Raw genomic sequence first — 19307 nt, forward strand, 5'->3', positions numbered from 1 at the left:
CAAAAGCCTTATTTCAATGCGGCTCCCCTGTCGGATTTGTGCGAGATTTGTACATAAAGCGGATAATTTTTAGTCCCGGCGGGATGCATCTATATAATTCTGGGTAATGTCTGTAAACCAGGGGATAAAACTGCTTTTTGGTTAAATAAAAGTTACAGGCTGGATTTATGTGCTGATTTGCTTTTCCTCTCCCGGAGGAGAGGAAAAAAGCTGGGCTACCTGTGCGATTTCCCCGGCATGCGCGGGTCGTCTTTATACTCGGCGGTGGCAATCCATGCCGCGCAGAATAGCGTTAAGCGCGCAAAGAAATAGAAGAACGCCATCAGCCCTAATACAGAGCCAAAAGCCGCGCCGGACGGCGAGCTGACAAGCTTTGGCAGGCTGTAGGTCATGATTATCTTGATGGCCTCAAAACCAATCGCCGCAATGAAGGTGCCGCGTATCAGCGCTTTTTTACGTGGGCGATGGCGCGGCAGGCGCCAGAATATCCAGAAGAAAAGAAGATAGTTGGCGAGAATGGAGATAGTCAGCCCCACCAGGTACCAGACCGGTTTGAGCCAGTCAATGCCGTCCAGGTGCAGCAGGCTGATGATGGTATCCTGCGCCGAGCCGGCAACAGAGGTAATGGAAAGGGTGATAATCAGCGCGATCAGCAGGCCAATCAGCGAAATAAAATCGCGCAGATACTTCATCCAGAATTTCTCATTATCCTGCGGGCTGCGTTCCCATTTATCACGCGACTGGGCGCGAATGGCCTCGCGCAGGTTACCCATCCAGTTAATGCCGGAATAAAGCGCAACCAGCAACCCCACCAGGCCGACCGCTGTGCGCTGCTGAACGGCGGTACTTATGGTGCTTTTCAGCGTGGTGGCAAGCGTCGGATCGCTGACGTTCTCAAAGATCTTATTAAAGATATCCTGCAGCAGCGTGGGATGCGAGGCGAGGATATAACCCCCGGCGGCAAAAGCCACCATCATGATGGGGATCAGCGATAAAAACGAAAAATAGGTTATCGCCGCGCCAAACTGATTGCCGAGGCGGTCGTTAAAGCGCTCGGTGGCACGCAAAAGATGCGCCACCATCGGACGCCGGGCCGCTTTGTTTACGGTGGCAATCGTGTTGTTTACCGTTTCGTTACTGGTGGTGATGTTGACCAGCGGCGCCGACTCATCGGGCTGCCCGGCGGGAGGGCTTTCGGGCTTAGGTTCCGTCTGAAATTTGGCAACCGGTTCGTAATCGAGCGAGTCGGTAGGGCGCTGGTCCTGCTTGTCCGTCATTAAATTTTCCTTATATATTTTTCCACATCTTAAGAAAATTATAGCTGCAACGTTAATCTACATAGGCTTTCATTACGTCTGTCAGCCATTCCATAAACAGATGTACCCGGCGCGAAAGGTTGCGGCGGTGCGGATAAAGCAGTGAAACAGGCATCGGCGCGGCGCGATACTGCGGCAGAATTTCTACCAGTTTTTTGCTCTTCAGCAGCGCTTTGACACCTGTACGCGGCACCTGAATAATCCCCAGCCCGGCGAGGCAGGACGCACGGTAGGTTTCGGTGCTGTTTACGGTAACGACGCCCCCGGTTTTAATCCACCGCGTGGTTTTATCGGCCACGTATTCAAACCCTTGCGGGCGCGTACCGAGATTTAATGCGTAATGCACTACGGCGTGCGAGGCGAGATCGTCGAGAGTTTCCGGATAGCCAAAACGCGCCAGATAATCGGGGCTGGCGCAGTTGATCTGCGTCAGTTTGCCAAGGCTGCGCGCGACCAGGCCGGAATCTTTTAACTGGCCCACCCGCACCACGCAGTCAAAGCCTTCGCGTACGACATCCACCAGCCTGTCGCTGCTGGAAAGTTCCAGCTCAATGCCGGGATACTGCTGTAAAAACGCCGGTAATTTAGGCATGACAAGATCCTTTGCCACCGATAGCGGCATATCTACACGCAGCCGCCCGCTGATGCTTGAAGGATCGTGCAAAAAAAGACCGTCGAGTTCTTCGAGGTTCGCCAGTAAATCCCGGCAGCGCTCGTAGTAAACCATTCCATCCTGAGTGAGCTGAACGCGGCGCGTGGTCCGGTAGAGCAAACGCGTGCCAAGCAGGCTTTCCAGCGCCTGAATCTGCCGCGATACGCTACCTTTAGGGAGCCCAAGCGTGTCTGCGGCGCGGGAAAAACTCTCAAGCTCCGCCACCCTGAGGAACAATTGCATTGCGTGTATTTTATCCACTTTAGCCACACATTGTTGTTTGTAGCGAAACAGTGATGCGCAACTGGCATCCTTTATTGATTTTGTAGCAGCTAATAAGCTTTACCTCAATCATCCAACAACCACCAGTGAGGCAAATCATGCAGCAGACTATCGCATTAGTGACCGGCGGGAGCCGGGGGTTAGGTAAAAACGCAGCGCTGAAGCTGGCGGAGAAAGGAATCAATATTATCCTGACCTATAACAGCAAACGGACCGAAGCGCAGGATGTGGTACGCGAAATTGAGCTAAAAGGCGTAAAAGCGGCGGCTATTCAGCTTAACGTCGCCGAAAGTGCAACGTTTGCAGACTTTGCAGCAGAAGTAAAACAGCAGCTGCAGCATGTCTGGCAGCGCGACTCGTTTGATTATTTATTAAACAACGCCGGGATCGGCCTTGATGCGGCGTTCGAAAAAACAACGGAAGCGCAGTTCGATGAATTAATGAATATCCATCTGAAAGGGCCATTCTTCCTGACGCAGCACCTGCTGCCGCTGATTAAAAACGGCGGTCGCATTCTGAACGTCTCAACCGGCCTGACACGCTTTGCCCTGCCAGGCAAAGCCGCGTACGCCGCCATGAAAGGGGCGATGGAAGTGCTGACGCGCTACCAGGCTAAAGAGCTGGGCGCGTGGGGCATCGCGGTAAACATTATTGCGCCGGGCGCCATTGCGACAGATTTCGGCGGCGGCGTGGTGCGTGATAACGAACAGGTCAGTAACGCTATCGCTGCGCAAACCGCTTTGGGACGCGTCGGCCAGCCGGATGATATCGGTAGCGCGATGGCCGCCATTCTGAGCGATGAGCTGGGCTGGGCGAACGCGCAGCGTATTGAAGTTTCGGGCGGGATGTTTTTATAACCGTCGGCTGGGTTCAGGCGTTTTTGCATGGCGGGTAAGCAGCGCGCCACCCGCCGTGCTGCCGGTGGCTGGCGTTTTGCTTACCTGCCCTGCAGGCCCTATTGTTTCTGAAAATGATCCACTTTCATAACGACAGGCTTCTGTTTCTTATCCAGCGTGCCGTTAATAGCGACCAGTTCATCCGGGCTAAGTTTTCGCTCGTCGAACACGGCTTGCGGGATATGGACATCAAGGGTGCCGGTTTTATCCCTGAACTGGTATCTGTCTTCACCCGTTTTTTTAATGATGTTGCCGGTCAGCGATATGGTTGCTCCGTCGTGCATCGCTTTGGCCTGCACGACCGTCATCCCTCTGGCATCCTCCATGCCGCGATAGCCTTTATCCATCGCATGCGGCGGCGGCGGGGCCGCATCGGTTTTAAAACCGCCCTGATCGTCTGCCATCACCGGCAGGCTAAGTACGGCGCTGATTCCCGCTATGACCAGAATTTTCTTCATAGTTACTCCTTAAACTTGAACGTCGGCTTACACCCGTTAAGCCTGGCATAAGGTCAGCGAATCGTCTTATAACCGAGCGAGTTAATCGACAATAAACAACGTTGCGCCGCCCGGCGTGGAGGAGCGGTGCGGCTCGGCATCGTCGGCAACCTGATAGCTCATACCCGGCGTGAGCGTAAACCGGCGACCATCTTCAAGCTCCGTGCACAGCTCCCCGCGCAGGCATAAAAGCACATGCCCTTTCTGACACCAATGATCGGCCAGGTAGCCCGCAGTATATTCCACCATCCGCACCCTGATGGGCCCGAACTGCTGCGTGCGCCAGAACGCTTTACCGGTAATACCAGGATGTTCGGTTGCAGGCAGGCTGGCCCAGTCGGTTGTAGTAAAAGGTAACTCGTTGATTTGCATTTTTAAGCCTTATTAGCCGCCGACAGGGAATTTCCTGTCATTGTTACCAGCAAAAAAATAACGGCGCCAGAGTTAAGCGCCGTTAAGGCAGGTTACTTCCAGCGTGATAAGTCATCCTGCGTTAGCCCAATGTCGCGTAATTGTTCTTTACTGAGCCTCTGTAAAGCCCGGGCGTTCTGGCGCTGCACCCATCTTTGCCGGAAGTACCGATAAATCATCACAAAACCATAAAAAGGTTTATGAGGGCGATTTTCTTCGTAACCCATGATGCTTCTCCTCTTGCCGCGTTGAGGTTCATCATGCGCCGCCATACAGATCGCAGACAGATTCAAAAATCACTTTTATTTAACATACACAAACGCTAAAACATGCACTGAATGTCGTTTTTTCCCTCGTTCTGTACCGGTTTGGGAATCTGTATGGTCAACCGTGAGGATACAGCATGACGCGCTACCAACATCTCGCCACGTTACTGGCGGAACGCATCGAACAGGGGCTGTATCGCAGCGGCGAGCGGTTGCCTTCGGTAAGAAGCTTAAGCAGCGAGCACGGCGTCAGTATTAGCACCGTTCAGCAGGCCTACCATATACTTGAAGATCGGCAGCTTATTTCGCCGCAGCCCCGTTCCGGCTATTTCGTTACCCAACGCAAAGCGCAGCCGCCGGTTCCGCAGCTAACCCGCCCGGTGCAGCGTCCGGTTGAAATTACCCAGTGGGATGCGGTGCTGGAGCAGCTGCTTTCCCGCGAGGGGGACGACGTGGTCGCTTTTGGCAGCGGGGCACCGGACGTGACGCAATCCACCATCAAGCCTTTATGGCGTGAACTGAGCCGTATCGCGCAATACCAGGAGGCCGAACTGCTCGGCTATGACAGCGTGTACGGGATGCGCACGCTGCGCGAACAGATTTCCCGTCTGATGCTGGACAGCGGATGCGTGGTGACCGCGGAAGATATTCTTATTACAAACGGCTGCCATGAGGCGTTGTCGATTGCGATTCGCGCGGTCTGCGAACCGGGCGATATTGTGGCGGTGGAGTCGCCGTCGTTTCACGGCACCATGCAAATGCTGCGCGCCTTCGGCATAAAAGTCATTGAAATACCAACGGATTCTGTAACGGGTATCAGCGTCGAAGCGCTGGAGCTGGCGCTGGAGCAGTGGCCGATAAAAGCGGTGATCCTGGTGGCCAACTGCAATAACCCGCTCGGCTTTATCATGCCGGAAGCGCGTAAAAGAGCGGTGCTTAATCTCGCGCAGCGCTTTGATATTGCGATCGTTGAGGACGATGTTTATGGCGAGCTGGCCTATGAATATCCACGCCCGATGACGATTAAATCCCTCGACCTGGACGGCCGCGTGCTGCTGTGCAGCTCATTTTCTAAAACGCTGGCGCCGGGTCTGCGCGTGGGCTGGATCGTGCCGGGGCGTTATCTCGATCGCGCGCTCCATATGAAATACATCGTTACCGGCAGTACCGGCACTTTTTCACAGTTGGCGGTAGCGGAGTTTATTCGTAACGGTAACTACCATCGTCATCTCCGCCGGATGCGCCAGCAATACCAGCGAAACCTCGAGGTGTTCACGTGCCGGGTACGGCAATATTTTCCCTGTGGCATCTGCGTCAGCCGTCCGCAGGGCGGATTTACGATATGGGTTGAGCTGCCGGAAAATATCGATATCTTGCCGGTTTGCTGCGCTCTGCGGGAGAACAATATCCATATCACCGTCGGATCGCTGCTTTCTGCGTCGGGAAAATACCGTAACTGTCTGCGTCTGAACTATGCTTTGCCGGTAGATGATGCAATCGAAGCGGCGCTGCGTAAAACGGGTGAAGCGTTAAGCCACGTTCTGGAAAATGCTTGATTTTCCCCCTCTTTTTACGGCATAGATAGCAAGGCTGCTGCGCTAAACTCCGCTTTAATGGCGCATCTGTACCCGCAGCCAATAACCATAAAAATTACCATCGCTGATGGAAGGCGCGGCTATGCCGCGTCAGGCGCTTATGCGTCAGTTACCTTAATTAATAGGGATAATTATGACCAGCAACGCACAGCTGCTGACACGGGATAAGTTTGAGACTTGCCTGAGTGTGATTCGTCAGGCGTCATTGCAAATCCTCCCGTTACTTAAAATTCGCGCCGCGGACGGCAAAGATCCGCAATGGTTTTTTCAACAGCTCGAACAGGCCCGACAGGGTATGGGAAGCTGGGCCGCGGTGGCGCGTCGTCTTAACCTTAACGATGCGGAGATTTCACAGTTCACGCTATTGTTACGTCATCTGCAGCAGCTGGTGCCGCAGTACGAAAGCGGGCAGGAGGTCAGCGATAACCAGTTGATTGCCGCATTGCGTTTTGTGAGCTATCTCGAAGTGGTGCGCAGCAGGCAGCCGCTGCTGGGCTATGCCACCGACCTCTTCGCCGGGGACGAAGCGCAGCAGCAGATGGCGCAGCGGCAGATTCGCGCGCTGGATCTGATGCTTCGCGGCCTGATTAACAGCGCCTGGGGCAGCCAGTCGCAGCTGGTCAATCAGCTTAAAAGGCAGTTTGGCGGCGATAAAGTCCGGCGCTGGCTCAAAAATGCCGAGCGTGGAGATATTCTCAGCGGCCTGTGTTTTAGCGAGCTATCGCTTCTTGTGGTGGATAAAAAAGAATTTGCCCGCCACTATACGGCGCTCTATCAACATGCCCCCCAGCTCAGTTTCCTTATCGACAAGCGCAAAACCCTGCAAACCTTTCTGGATGATATTCGTCAAATCCGCAATGACCTGATGCAGCAGCATCCTCTCACTACGGTGCAGCTCGCCTTACTGGATAGCTGTTACCGGGAAACCAGCGCGCCGGTTCAGCGTGCGTTTGATGAAGGGCGCACAAAGGTTAATCCTGCGGTTTTGCTGGCGGTGGAAGAGCCTCAGCTGCAGGAATATATTGCCCAGGCCCGGAAAAAACATGAGGCAAACGGCGGCGATAACGAAGAGGTCAGGGATACCATCGAAGGCCCGGAGCCGCGCAATGCCAGCAGGCATCACGATGCCGCGCAGACAGCGTACGTGGCGCTCTGGGGGATGGTCGGCGTGGCGATTATCGGGATGGTGATTTGCGCATTATTTATCTTCAGCGATTCTTCCCGTTCTCCACAAGCTGCCGCGACGCCGCAGGTGGTGACTAAGGTGATGGCCGCCGATCACGCGCCTGAAAAGAACAGCCCGCGTGACATGCTGGCAAATATGGGTATCAGCTGGGATGAAAACAGCCTGCGTCTGGCCATCACGCGCGGAGACTCACGTATTACCCGGCTGTTTATGCAGGGCGGGATGAGCTGGAAAGCCTCTTATGCTGAAGCCGCTCTGGCCGCGGATTACCGCGATGCGCTGACAACGTTGCTGCAATATCACACGCAAATGGATGAAGTACGCCCTTGCCGCAGGATGGTAAATACCACCGGCCAGGCGATGAAAGACGGGCAAAGCCTGACCTCAATGCGCAAAAAGTTTCTGCAAACTTTTTGCAGCACGCCGGGCGTTGTAAAACGTCAGAAAGAAGAGCTTGAAAGAGCCTTGCTGCGCCAGGCCGCCCGGAAGAGACGCTATGAAGAAGCCAAAGCGCAGGGTCTGCGGCCAGAACCAGCAGGCTCGGATGAAGTGGAGATCCAGCAGGCGATTTATAATGCGATGCGCTGAAGGCTGGCGGATTTTTTATCAGCCCTGCGCTTTGTTGTGCAGGGCTGATAAGCGAAAGCGCCATCAGCGCATGGTGACGAACTCTTCTGCGCCGGTCGGGTGAATCGCTACGGTGTTATCGAAATCTTTTTTGGTGGCGCCCATTTTCAGCGCTACCGCAAAGCCTTGCAGCATTTCGTCCATACCGTAGCCGATGCCGTGAATGCCGACGATCTTCTCATCCGCGCCCGCGCATACCAGCTTCATGCGGCACGGCTGGCGGTGGGAAGTTACCGCGGTATACATCGCGGTGAAGGACGATTTATAGACCTTCACGTTATCGTCGCCGTACTGCTCGCGCGCCTGGGGCTCGGTTAAGCCTACGGTGCCGATTGGCGGGTGGCTAAAGACCACGGTAGGAACATTGCTGAAGTCCAGATGCTCGTCCGGCTTGTTGTTAAACAGACGCTCGGACAGGCGACGCCCGGCGGCAACGGCAACCGGCGTCAGCTCCACCGCGCCGGTGTTATCGCCCACGGCATAAATACCCGCTACGCTGGTGTTCTGGAATTTATCGACTTCAATATAGCCCCGAGCGTTGGTTTTCACGCCCGTGGCGGCCAGGTTAAGGTTGTCCGTTGCCGGTTCGCGTCCAATCGCCCAAATCAGGCAATCTACCGTTTCGCAGCGGCCATCTTCCAGCCGCAGCGTCAGGCTGCCGTCGGCATTTTTTTCAACCGATTTCGGGACGGCCTGGGTATGCAGCGTTGGGCCTTCGGTATTGATCACTTCCAGCAGCGTTTCCACAATCAGCGGATCGAAGGTGCGCAGCGGCGCGTGTTTACGCACAAAGAGATGGGTTTCAGAACCCAGCGCTTTGACCACGCCAGCGATTTCCACGGCGATATAACCCGCGCCAACCACGGCAACGCGTTTTGGCAGCGCCGGCAGCGCAAAGAAGCCATCGGAATCAATACCGTGTTCCGCGCCCGGAATAGTCGGGTGGCCTGGACGACCGCCGGTGGCGATAAGAATATGGTCGGCGGTGATGGTTTCGCCGTTCACTTCTACGGTGTGAGCGTCCACAAAGCGGGCAAAACCGCGGATGACATCGACGTTGTTCTTGCCCAGCACGTTGTCATAAGAGGTGTGGATGCGGTCGATATATGCGGTGCGGCTGGCTATCAGCCTGTCCCAGTCGAAGTTGTTCACCGTGGTGTCAAAACCGTAATCAGGGCCGTAGTGGTGAATAGCTTCAGCGATCTGCGCCGCGTGCCACATAACCTTTTTCGGCACGCATCCTACGTTTACGCAGGTACCGCCCAGATCTTTTGCCTCAATCAGCGCGCACTTCTTTCCATACATCGCCGCACGGTTGATAGAGGCGATACCGCCGCTGCCGCCGCCAATGGCGAGGTAGTCATAATGTCTGGTCATCTGCAGGTTTCCATCAGTAAGAAAGTAATGGCCAGGATTGTAACGCGTTAGCTCATAAAGCCGCAAAGGGTGCTTCTATGGCTGTGATAGGGCGTGGCTATTCCGATAAAAAAAACGGAAAGTGGCTCTTTTCAGCCTATAGCCCGGGTTCTTCTTCACAATATAAGGTGTTATTTTTGCAGGTAATACTGGCGCATTAAGGAAAAGGATGCCTTATTTTACACCTGCTATTATCGGTTTTATTCCTGAAAAACTGCCGTTTTTGCGCGCAGTGGTTCCCCGTTTTTTCTCTTTATCTTCCCTGAAATGATGAAGTTAATTCGTAACCGAACCAACACGCTTCTTTGGTGTATCTGGATGGGCTGGCTGCTTACGCTACTTTGCTATGCCTTTGAGTGGAGAAGAGAAATCTTTTTATCTGCCGTTACGCTGTCCCTCACTTTTGTCCTGTACCTCTTTTGCGATAAAAAAGGATTTTCTATGTTCAGAAAAAAATCATCAGATGCAGCACAACCCGTTGAAAACGTACCGACTGCGGCAAAGGCGTCTAAGCCTGCCGGGTCGGCGGAAAACGTTCAGGGCGGGCGTCGCTGCACGATCGTTGCGCAAAACACCGTATTTTCCGGCAATGCCGAGATAGAAGGCGATATTCAGGTATACGGGAAAATGCAGGGCCATATCAAGCTGAAGGATGGCACCCTTTATGTGATGCGCGACGGCTTTATTGACGGCGAGTTTACGGCGCCCAGCGTCATTATTAATGGACGCGTACAGGGAACCTGCATCAGTGAAAGTATTGAGATCCACGAACATGGTGTAATGGAAGGTATCAGCCGCAGCGGATCGCTTTCTATACGCCCCGGCGGCTGCTTTATCGGGCAGGCAGAACGGCTGGAGGAGGCGAAGCATGAGCCTGAGCGCGTAGTGAAAATTAAAAAGAATCAGCCGGAAAAGCCCGCAGAGCACGCCGCGGGCAACCCACAAAGTCTTAGTAAATAGCTTATTTACTCCGGCACGATCCAGCTTAGCGTCGTAGAGCCGGTGCCTGACGGAACCAGCGTTTTGTGCAGCCAGGGCAGCACGTTCGCCATTTGCTGCTCAAGCTTCCACGGCGGGTTGACAACGATCATGCCGGAGGCCGTCATGCCGCGCCGATCGCTGTCCGGGCGCACCGCGAGCTCAATTTGTAAAATGCGGCGGATGCCGGTTTCTTCCAGCTCGCGAATCATACGTTTGATTTGCTGGCGCATCACAACCGGATACCACAGGGCATAGGTGCCGGTGGCAAAACGTTTGTAGCCTTCGTCAATGCCTTTCACCACGTCCTGATAGTCGGTTTTGATCTCATACGGCGGATCGATAAGTATCAGGCCGCGACGGGAAACCGGCGGCAGTTTGGCTTTCAACTGCATGTAGCCATCGGCGCGCTCAACGCGGGCGCGACTGTCTTTCTGAAACTCAGAGCGCAGCAGCGGAAAGTCCGACGGATGCAGCTCGGTGAGCTGCAGACTGTCCTGCTCACGCAGCAGCTGGCGTGCAATCAGCGGGGAGCCCGGATAGTAACGCAGCTGGCCGCTCTGATTATAAGCTTTAACGGCGCGGATATACGGCTCCAGCTCTTCCGGCAGGTCGTCCTGCTGCCAGATGCGGGCGATACCTTCAAGATACTCACCGGTGCGTTCGGCATGTTCACCGCTCAGCTTGTACCGGCCTGCGCCTGCGTGAGTGTCGAGATAGAGGAACGGTTTCTCTTTCTCTTTTAAGGATTCAAGGATCAGGCTTTGAACGGTGTGTTTCAGTACGTCGGCGTGGTTGCCGGCGTGAAAGCTGTGGCGATAACTGAGCATGGCTTGCAGGATTTCCAAAAGACTAAGAAGAACTACGTAATCTGCATAGTATACAGCCTTATGCTTATCACCCGGCATTGAAATTAACTACACTAAGCCTCATGTTAGTCAGACTGCTTTTGTAGCGCCAGCTGAGCGCTCTACTTATCGGATACCAGGAATCGCGCTTATGACCAATCCATTGTTGACCCCATTCGATCTGCCTCCGTTTTCCGCTCTGCTTCCTGAACATGTTGTCCCTGCCGTGCAAAAAGCGCTTGCTGACTGCCGCGAGAAAGTGGAAAGCGTTGTGGCGCAGGGCGCGCCTTACCGTTGGGACAATCTTTGCCAGCCGCTGGCAGAAGTGGACGATCGTCTGGGCCGCATTTTCTCCCCGGTAAGCCACCTGAATTCCGTGCAGAACAGCCCGGAGCTGCGCGAGGCCTACGAGCAAACGCTGCCGCTGCTCTCTGAATACAGCACCTGGGTTGGCCAGCATGAAGGTTTATACCAGGCATACCGTGATTTGCGCGACGGCGCGTACTATGCCGATCTGAGCGTGGCGGAGAAAAAAGCCGTTGATAACGCGCTGCGTGATTTCGAGCTGTCCGGTATCGGCCTGCCGAAAGAAAAGCAGAAACGCTACGGTGAAATCGCCGCGCGTCTGTCCGAGCTGGGTTCTACCTACAGTAACAACGTGCTTGACGCGACGATGGGCTGGAGCAAGCTTATCACCGATGAGTCTGAGCTGGCCGGTATGCCGGAGAGCGCCCTGGCGGCGGCTCGCGCTCAGGCCGAAGCGAAAGAACAGCAGGGCTGGCTGCTGACGCTGGATATTCCAAGCTATTTACCTGTGCTCACTTACTGCGAAAACCGCGCGCTGCGTGAAGAGATGTATCGCGCCTATGTTACGCGCGCCTCCGATCAGGGACCAAACGCGGGCAAGTGGGACAACACGCCGGTAATGGAAGAAATTCTGGCGCTGCGCCACGAACTGGCGGAGCTGCTGGGCTTTGGCAACTATGCGGAGAAATCGCTGGCCACCAAAATGGCAGAAAATCCGCAGCAGGTGCTGGAGTTTCTGACCGATCTTGCGAAACGCGCGCGTCCGCAGGGCGAAGCCGAGCTGGCGCAGCTGCGCGCATTTGCGAAGAAAGAATACAACGTTGACGAGCTGGAACCCTGGGATATCACCTGGTATAGCGAAAAACAGAAGCAGCATCTGTACAGCATCAGCGACGAGCAGCTCCGCCCTTACTTCCCGGAAAACCGTGCGGTAGCGGGCCTGTTCGAAGTGGTGAAACGCATTTACGGCATTACCGCCAAAGAGCGCAAAGATATCGACGTCTGGCATCCGGACGTGCGTTTCTTCGAGCTGTATGACGAAAATGACGAGCTGCGCGGCAGCTTCTACCTCGACCTGTACGCCCGTGAAAACAAGCGCGGCGGGGCATGGATGGATGACTGCGTAGGTCAGTTGCGCAAAGCCGACGGTACGCTGCAAAAACCGGTCGCTTACCTCACCTGTAACTTTAACCGCCCGGTGAGCGGCAAACCCGCGCTGTTTACCCACGACGAAGTGATTACCCTGTTCCATGAGTTCGGCCACGGTCTGCATCACATGCTGACTAAGGTTGAGACGGCGGGCGTTTCCGGCATCAACGGTGTGCCGTGGGATGCGGTCGAGCTGCCAAGCCAGTTTATGGAGAACTGGTGCTGGGAGCCGGACGCGCTGGCGTTTATCTCCGGCCACTTCGAAACCGGCGAACCGCTGCCGAAAGCGCTGCTGGATAAAATGCTGGCGGCGAAGAACTACCAGGCGGCGCTGTTTATTCTGCGCCAGCTGGAGTTCGGCCTGTTCGACTTCCGCCTGCATGCGGAGTTTAATCCTGAGCAGGGCGCGAAAGTGCTCGAAACCCTGGCGGAAATCAAGAAGCAGGTCGCCGTGGTGCCGGGGCCGAAGTGGGGCCGTTTCCCGCACGCCTTCAGCCATATTTTTGCCGGCGGCTACGCAGCGGGTTATTACAGCTATCTGTGGGCCGACGTGCTGGCGGCGGACGCTTACTCCCGCTTCGAAGAAGAGGGCATTTTCAACCGCGAAACGGGGCAGTCTTTCCTCGATAACATCCTGACCCGCGGCGGTTCTGAAGAGCCGATGGAGCTGTTCAAACGCTTCCGTGGTCGTGAACCGCAGCTCGACGCTATGCTCGCGCATTACGGCATCAAGGGCTGAGCTATTTCGTGAAAATCTGTTTACTGACTGAATCAGGCGCCGACTCCGGCGCCTTATCTCTTTTGAGCGAGCGTTGGGGGCTGACGCACGACGAAGGGGCCTTAATGGCGCTGGTTTTAACGGCGGAGCATCTGGAGCTGCGTAAGCGCGATGAGCCAAAACTTGGCGGTATCTTTGTCGACTTCGTCTCCGGCGCAATGGCGCATCGCCGCAAGTTTGGCGGCGGGCGAGGTGAGGCGGTCGCAAAGGCTGTCGGCATCAAAAGCGGTTACTTGCCCGACGTGGTGGATGCCACTGCGGGATTGGGCCGGGATGCATTCGTGCTGGCCTCCGTCGGCTGTCGGGTGCGCATGTTAGAGCGTAACCCTGTCGTTGCCGCCTTGCTTGATGACGGCCTGCGTCGCGGCTATCAGGACGCGGAAATCGGCGGCTGGTTGCAGGAACGTTTACAGCTCATCCACGCCTCAAGCCTTACCGCGCTGAGCGATATCGCCCCGCGCCCGGAAGTAGTCTATCTCGACCCGATGTTCCCGCATAAGCAAAAAAGCGCGCTGGTGAAAAAAGAGATGCGGGTATTTCAGTCGCTGGTGGGCCCGGATGAAGATGCGGACGGACTGCTGGAGCCTGCGCGGCGGCTGGCAACTAAACGCGTAGTGGTAAAACGGCCGGATTACGCGCCACCGCTTGGCGGCGTTGAAACCCACAACGCCGTTGTCACCAAAGGCCATAGGTTTGATATTTATTCCGGAACGGCGGAAAGAGCGGTGGAGTAAAAAAACAGGCAGGGCGGATAAGCTTGCGTCATCCTGCTGGTACATCTTCAGGTGGATGGCGCTGCCGCTTATCCACCCTACCGCTTATCCGCCTGGCATAGAGCGAATTACTGTCCCTTAATCTTCGTCTTCATCGCGCAGCGGCACAATCAGCATATCGATATGTACGGTATTGATAAGCTGGCGCGCGGAAGACATCAGCTTGCTCCAGAAATCCTGATGATGTCCGCAAACGACTAAATCCATATCATATTTTTTGATAGCGTCTACCAGCACCTGGCCCAGATCGCCGCTGCCGCTCAGGGTTTCGGCAATAGGATAACCTGCGCCGGTAGAAAGCTCGCTCAGCGCGTGGTGCGTCTCTTCAGAGATGCGCTTTTGCATATCCCCCAGGTTGACATCAATCAGGCCGGTGTAGAGATCGGAGTAATTTACATCGACGTGAATCAGGGAAACCTTCGCATTGTAAGGGCGAGCCATAGAAACGGCTTTTTCTACCAGTACTTTGCTCTCCGGGGAGAGATCTACCGCGATCAGAATGTGTTTGTAAGCCATAATGTTACTCCTTCCATAAGATGTGCCCGGGCGTCTTCGGATTCAACGTAAAGACTTCATATTGTAAATGATATTTCTACCCTATCCCGAATGATAAAAACCGTCAATGCGCCACCCTTTTAAACATTCAAGCCCAGAATGACGGTTGCTCTATTGATAATAATTAACCTGGTGGCGAAAAAAATAATGGATCTCCTACACTATTAAATAAGCCGTTCCGGAAACCTGTATAAACCGGTGGCTTTTGATTGCTGAACTGTCTGTCGAGATTGTCGGGTTGAGCGGTTGTCCTGGAGCGATGCTCTGTGGCTACGCCGGGAGGGGAACATGATCAGCACCGTTGCGCTATTTTGGGCGCTTTGTGTAGTTTGTCTGGTGAATATGGCGCGTTACTACTCATCATTGCGTGCTTTGTTAGTCGTGCTTCGTGGATGCGATCCGCTGCTGTATCAGTACGTCGACGGCGGGGGATTTTTTACCGCCCATGGTCAACCCAGTAAACAGATTCGCCTGGTGCGTTACATTTACGCCCAGCGCTATCTGGATCATCACGACGATGAGTTTATCCGCCGCTGTGAAAGGCTTCGCCGTCAGTTTATGCTGACCAGCGCGCTGTGCGGATTAGTGGTTATCAGCCTTATTGGATTGATGATCTGGCACTGACTCTTTGAAAAAGTGCATAAAAAAACGGGCCAGTAAACTGACCCGTTTTTTGTTTTACGCAACCTGAATGTCTTTACGGTGGATAACGTTATTGCTTAATCATCCCAGGGCTGCAGAGTCTGCAGGTCGGGTAAACGTAGCGCCGCCCGACCTGCAAACATCCCCGCTTTAGATGAAGTGCAGGGAAATCCAGTACAGCCCACCCGACAACAAAATCGAGACCGGCAGGGTGAAGACCCAGGCCATCAGGATATTCATTACCGTCTTACGCTGCAGGCCGCCGCCGTCAACTACCATCGTCCCCGCAACGGATGAGGAGAGGACGTGGGTGGTTGAAACCGGCATCCCGGTATAGCTGGCAATTCCGATGGAGACGGCGGCAGTCATCTGCGCGGACATGCCCTGCGCGTACGTCATGCCTTTCTTACCAATCTTCTCACCGATAGTGGTCGCCACACGACGCCAGCCAATCATGGTACCGATGCCGAGCGCGAGCGCGACCGCCATGATAATCCAGATCGGGGCATACTCGATGGTATACAGCAGGTCGGTTTTCAGCTCTTTTAAGAAGCGCTTATCGTCCGGTTTGGTTTCCGGAAGGTTAGCGGCTTTCTCTGCGGTATCAGAGATGCATAGCAGCAGGCGACGCATATGGCTGCGCTGCTCAACGCTGAGCTTATCGTAGCTGTCGATATTGCCCAGCAGCGCTTTCGCGCTCTGTACGGCAATCATGGCGCGGCCGGCATCGCAGTGGAACTCAGCCGGCTTATCCTGCCCCTGAACTTCTTCCGGGGTCGGGATTGCCGGGCTGAGCTCGACAACGTGCTTAATCGCATCGCCATGCCGAGCGTAATATTGCTCCAGGTGGGTAATAGCATCGCGGGTGCGGGCGATATCGTAGCCAGAAGCGTTCATATTGACCACAAAGCCCGCCGGTGCCACACCAATCAGGACCAGCATAATCAGACCGATGCCTTTCTGACCGTCGTTGGCGCCGTGGGAGAAACTCACGCCGATGGCGGAAAGGATCAGAGCGATGCGCGTCCAGAAAGGCGGTTTTTTCTTGCCGTCTTGCTTTTCACGTTCAGCAGGCGTGAGGTGAATACGACGCTTTTTCTTGGTGCCGCTCCAGTAGCGACGCAGCAAAAAGATAAGCCCGCCCGCAATCACCAGACCCACGATGGGGGAGAGGATTAACGACATAAATATCCCAATGACTTTCGGGATATTGAGCGCATCGACGACGGAGGTTCCGGTCATCAGGGCGTTGGTCAAACCGATACCAATAATGGCGCCGATAAGCGTATGGGAGCTGGAGGCCGGCAGACCAAAATACCAGGTGCCGAGGTTCCAGATAATAGCGGCCAGTAACATAGAGAAGACCATGGCGAGGCCATGAGCAGACCCTACGTTCAACAGCAGGTCCGTTGGCAACATATGCACGATCGCATACGCCACGCTTAGCCCGCCGAGCAGAACGCCGAGGAAGTTAAATACCGCAGCCATTGCAACCGCCAGCTGCGATCGCATTGCGCGGGTATAGATGACGGTTGCCACTGCGTTTGCAGTGTCATGGAAGCCGTTGATCGCTTCGTAGAAGAGAACAAATGCCAGAGCAAGTAATAACAAAAGCCCGGTATGTAAATCCAGGCCAGCAAACAAATGTAGCATAGACGTTACGCCATTTTGAGGACATGAACGCGGCGCATTATGTAAGACAACGGCTTAATGCGCCAAGTGAAATATAGACTTTTCTTGATGTTTATCGTGTCGACGCTAAACAAGGGAAATATTTACATTTTGTTTTTCAACCACCTGCAATTGTTATTGCCCTTTAAGCTGGTGCGACCAGCATTCGATCTTTACAATTCCCACCCTTAAGCATAGTCGGGAGTCGGTCGTGGAAAAATTTGATGCCATTATTATTGGTGCGGGAGCCGCCGGAATGTTTTGCGCGGCGATGGCCGGGCAGGCGGGCAGCCGCGTGTTGCTTATCGATAATGGTAAAAAGCCAGGCCGCAAAATTCTTATGTCTGGCGGGGGGCGCTGCAATTTTACTAACCTTTATACCGAGCCTGCGGCTTATCTGAGCCAAAACCCGCATTTTTGTAAGTCTGCCCTGGCGCGCTATACCCAGTGGGATTTTATCGACATGGTCGGCAAACACGGCATCGCGTGGCATGAAAAAACCCTCGGCCAGCTATTCTGCGATGACTCGGCGCAGCAGATTGTCGATATGCTGGTGACGGAATGTGAAAAAGGCCGGGTCACGACGCGTCTGCGTAGCGAAGTGCTGGGTATTGAGCACGGCGAAGAAGGTTTTACCCTCCGGCTTAACGGCGACGACGTGCACACGGGCAAACTGGTGATTGCCTCCGGCGGGCTCTCTATGCCGGGGCTGGGCGCCACGCCTTTCGGCTACAAGGTTGCGGAGCAGTTTGGCCTGAAAGTGCTGCCAACCCGCGCGGGGCTTGTGCCTTTTACCCTGCATAAGCCGCTGCTGGAGCAATTACAGGTATTGTCGGGCGTATCGGTGCCGTCGGTCATTACGGCAGAAAATGGGGTCAGCTTCCGAGAAAGCTTGCTCTTTACCCATCGCGGGCTTTCTGGTCCTGCCGTTTTGCAACTTTCCAGCTACTGGCAGCCGGGTGAGTTTGTCAGCGTTAACTTACTTCCGGATACCGATCTGGATGCGCTTATCAATGAACAGCGCACCACTCATCCTAATCAGAGCCTGAAAAATACGCTCGCCATGATGCTGCCAAAACGTCTGGTGGAATGCCTGCAAAAGCTGGAGCAAATTCCTGACGTCACGCTAAAACAGCTCAACGCCCGTCAGCAAAGTGAGCTGCGGGAAACGCTGCAATCCTGGCGCGTACAGCCGAACGGCACGGAAGGCTACCGCACCGCGGAGGTTACCCTCGGCGGCGTGGATACAAACGAATTAAGTTCGCGCACGATGGAGGCCAAAAAAGTACCGGGCCTGTACTTCATCGGAGAGGTGATGGACGTCACCGGCTGGCTGGGCGGCTATAACTTCCAGTGGGCCTGGAGTTCCGCCTGGGCCTGCGCTCAGGCGCTGACTGCTGCCTGACAAGAATGCCGTGATATACAGGTCGCTATAATTGCGAAGCGAAAGCACCTGGACTAAAAGAAGCGCGGACTTTTATCTGGTTTAAAACAGGTGCCAGGGTCCCGGTCCGCAGTATGATGGTTCGGCTGCAACGAAACGCCTTTGCTGCACGCCGAGCTCCTTTTCATCCGGTGGCCTGAGTCATTCGCATTTTTGGTGCTCTGCTTTTTATTTATTTTTCTTAGTGTTATCTGTTTTTACTGGTTTATACACAACCCCGGAGAATTTGACAGGCTTTCCGTACTCCCTGCTGCGCTGCCGGGTCCTGTGCAAAATCGAATTTAAACCTTATTATATGCGTGGTTTTTCTTTCCGCTCCGAAATATATTTATACAATTAAACCCGAGCGTGGCGCCGCTGGATTTGTGCATCCTGAGAAGACATAGCCATTAACTTTATGATTTTTTAAGGTTTAAAGATTAATATACCGCTCAGTAAAAAAATAATCCTAAAAACGCTTTAAAAATCAATTGCGCTTAAATTATACTCTCTTTTTACTGCAAAAATTAATGATTGAAGATGCGTGCTATTCTCGTAATGCTAAGTTTTATGCTGTTTGCCATAACTTGTTCTGCAGAGGCTTCTGGCTCTGCGGATAAAACCATTTTAACGATATCGGGTAATATAGAAAAGAAAAACGAAGACGGACAGGCGCAGTTTAATATCGCATCGCTTGAAAAGCTTGGTATGGAGAGCTTTTATACTTCTTCGCCATGGTATGAAGGGCGAACTAAATTTGAAGGGGTTCCGCTTAATAAACTCATGGATGCAGTCGGAGCCACCGGACATATTGCCAGGGTAATTGCGCTCAACGACTACGTCACTACTATTCCACTTGAGGATTTTAAAAAATATCCTGCTATTTTGGCATTAAAAGTAAATGATAAATATATACACATCAGAGATAAAGGACCTTTATTTATTGTCTATCCCTATGACAGTCAACCAGAGTTAAATAATCAGATTTATTATTCAAGGTCTGCATGGCAAGTTTATAAAATTATAATTCAGTAGTAGCG

General features: G+C 53.9%; 18 protein-coding genes. 9 read left to right on the forward strand and 9 right to left on the reverse strand.

All coding sequences use genetic code 11. The features are described from left to right. Positions 1-215 precede the first annotated feature (215 nt). Together yhjD and WLO31_RS00815 are read right to left on the reverse strand one after the other, a co-directional pair. A complete protein-coding gene (gene yhjD / locus WLO31_RS00810; protein WP_435928607.1) occupies positions 216-1277 on the reverse strand; it encodes an inner membrane protein YhjD in 1062 nt (353 codons plus the stop codon). 52 nt (positions 1278-1329) lie between these two features. Then, positions 1330-2229, reverse strand: coding sequence for a LysR family transcriptional regulator (locus tag WLO31_RS00815; protein WP_435928609.1), 900 nt, complete (start codon positions 2227-2229; stop codon positions 1330-1332). Between the two features lie 119 nt (positions 2230-2348). On the opposite strand from WLO31_RS00815, the gene WLO31_RS00820 reads away from it, so the two are divergent. Then, on the forward strand, positions 2349-3107 hold the full coding sequence (locus WLO31_RS00820) for an SDR family NAD(P)-dependent oxidoreductase (RefSeq protein WP_435928611.1): 759 nt from the start codon (positions 2349-2351) through the stop codon (positions 3105-3107). A 98-nt stretch (positions 3108-3205) separates the two neighbouring features. On the opposite strand, the gene WLO31_RS00825 is transcribed toward WLO31_RS00820, so the two are convergent. From WLO31_RS00825 to WLO31_RS00835, 3 genes are all read right to left on the reverse strand, one after another. Next, positions 3206-3604, reverse strand: a complete 399-nt coding sequence (locus tag WLO31_RS00825) for a YdeI family stress tolerance OB fold protein (RefSeq protein ID WP_435928612.1) — start codon at positions 3602-3604, stop codon at positions 3206-3208. A gap of 81 nt (positions 3605-3685) precedes the next feature. After that, on the reverse strand, positions 3686-4015 hold the full coding sequence (locus tag WLO31_RS00830; protein WP_435928614.1) for a DHCW motif cupin fold protein: 330 nt from the start codon (positions 4013-4015) through the stop codon (positions 3686-3688). 92 nt (positions 4016-4107) lie between these two features. Then, entirely contained in the window at positions 4108-4281 is a 174-nt protein-coding gene (locus WLO31_RS00835; protein ID WP_435928615.1) for a DUF1127 domain-containing protein, read from the reverse strand. A gap of 176 nt (positions 4282-4457) precedes the next feature. Between WLO31_RS00835 and WLO31_RS00840 the strand changes: the two genes are divergently transcribed. Both WLO31_RS00840 and WLO31_RS00845 read left to right on the forward strand, forming a co-directional pair. Beyond that, positions 4458-5876, forward strand: coding sequence for a PLP-dependent aminotransferase family protein (locus WLO31_RS00840; RefSeq protein WP_435928616.1), 1419 nt, complete (start codon positions 4458-4460; stop codon positions 5874-5876). A gap of 172 nt (positions 5877-6048) precedes the next feature. Further along, positions 6049-7689 carry an STY4199 family HEPN domain-containing protein gene (locus WLO31_RS00845; protein ID WP_435928618.1) on the forward strand — a complete coding sequence of 547 codons (1641 nt, stop codon included), beginning with the start codon at positions 6049-6051 and terminating at the stop codon, positions 7687-7689. 63 nt (positions 7690-7752) lie between these two features. Here the strand turns inward: WLO31_RS00845 and gorA are convergent, their stop codons facing one another. Next, positions 7753-9105: a glutathione-disulfide reductase gene (gorA, locus tag WLO31_RS00850; RefSeq protein ID WP_435928620.1), complete on the reverse strand. Its 1353-nt coding sequence runs from the start codon at positions 9103-9105 to the stop codon at positions 7753-7755. A gap of 480 nt (positions 9106-9585) precedes the next feature. Between gorA and WLO31_RS00855 the strand changes: the two genes are divergently transcribed. Further along, complete coding sequence (locus WLO31_RS00855; protein WP_435928621.1) at positions 9586-10104, forward strand: bactofilin family protein; 519 nt, start codon at positions 9586-9588, stop codon at positions 10102-10104. A 5-nt stretch (positions 10105-10109) separates the two neighbouring features. On the opposite strand, the gene WLO31_RS00860 is transcribed toward WLO31_RS00855, so the two are convergent. Beyond that, a complete protein-coding gene (locus WLO31_RS00860; protein WP_435928623.1) occupies positions 10110-10952 on the reverse strand; it encodes a 23S rRNA (adenine(2030)-N(6))-methyltransferase RlmJ in 843 nt (280 codons plus the stop codon). A 169-nt stretch (positions 10953-11121) separates the two neighbouring features. Here WLO31_RS00860 and prlC point away from each other — a divergent pair, with 169 nt between their 5' ends. Together prlC and rsmJ are read left to right on the forward strand one after the other, a co-directional pair. Then, positions 11122-13164 (forward strand): oligopeptidase A, encoded by a 2043-nt coding sequence (gene prlC, locus WLO31_RS00865; RefSeq protein WP_435928624.1) that lies wholly within the window; start codon positions 11122-11124, stop codon positions 13162-13164. Positions 13165-13172: 8 nt separating this feature from the next. After that, a complete protein-coding gene (gene rsmJ, locus WLO31_RS00870; RefSeq protein ID WP_435928625.1) occupies positions 13173-13937 on the forward strand; it encodes a 16S rRNA (guanine(1516)-N(2))-methyltransferase RsmJ in 765 nt (254 codons plus the stop codon). A gap of 117 nt (positions 13938-14054) precedes the next feature. Here rsmJ and uspA read toward each other — a convergent pair whose 3' ends face one another. Further along, the gene (gene uspA / locus WLO31_RS00875; RefSeq protein WP_435928626.1) at positions 14055-14492 is read right to left on the reverse strand and encodes a universal stress protein UspA; all 438 of its coding nucleotides are present in this window, start codon (positions 14490-14492) and stop codon (positions 14055-14057) included. Positions 14493-14819: 327 nt separating this feature from the next. Here uspA and uspB point away from each other — a divergent pair, with 327 nt between their 5' ends. Beyond that, positions 14820-15155, forward strand: coding sequence for a universal stress protein UspB (gene uspB / locus WLO31_RS00880; RefSeq protein WP_121265025.1), 336 nt, complete (start codon positions 14820-14822; stop codon positions 15153-15155). 168 nt (positions 15156-15323) lie between these two features. Here the strand turns inward: uspB and pitA are convergent, their stop codons facing one another. Next, positions 15324-16826 (reverse strand): inorganic phosphate transporter PitA, encoded by a 1503-nt coding sequence (gene pitA / locus WLO31_RS00885; protein ID WP_435928628.1) that lies wholly within the window; start codon positions 16824-16826, stop codon positions 15324-15326. A gap of 229 nt (positions 16827-17055) precedes the next feature. Here pitA and WLO31_RS00890 point away from each other — a divergent pair, with 229 nt between their 5' ends. Both WLO31_RS00890 and WLO31_RS00895 read left to right on the forward strand, forming a co-directional pair. Next, a complete protein-coding gene (locus tag WLO31_RS00890) occupies positions 17056-18249 on the forward strand; it encodes an NAD(P)/FAD-dependent oxidoreductase (RefSeq protein ID WP_435928630.1) in 1194 nt (397 codons plus the stop codon). 558 nt (positions 18250-18807) lie between these two features. Beyond that, positions 18808-19302 (forward strand): molybdopterin-dependent oxidoreductase, encoded by a 495-nt coding sequence (locus tag WLO31_RS00895; protein ID WP_435928632.1) that lies wholly within the window; start codon positions 18808-18810, stop codon positions 19300-19302. Positions 19303-19307: the final 5 nt, after the last annotated feature.

Origin of the sequence: Dryocola sharpae (genome assembly GCF_051307055.1) — a bacterium.
GTDB lineage: Bacteria > Pseudomonadota > Gammaproteobacteria > Enterobacterales > Enterobacteriaceae > Dryocola.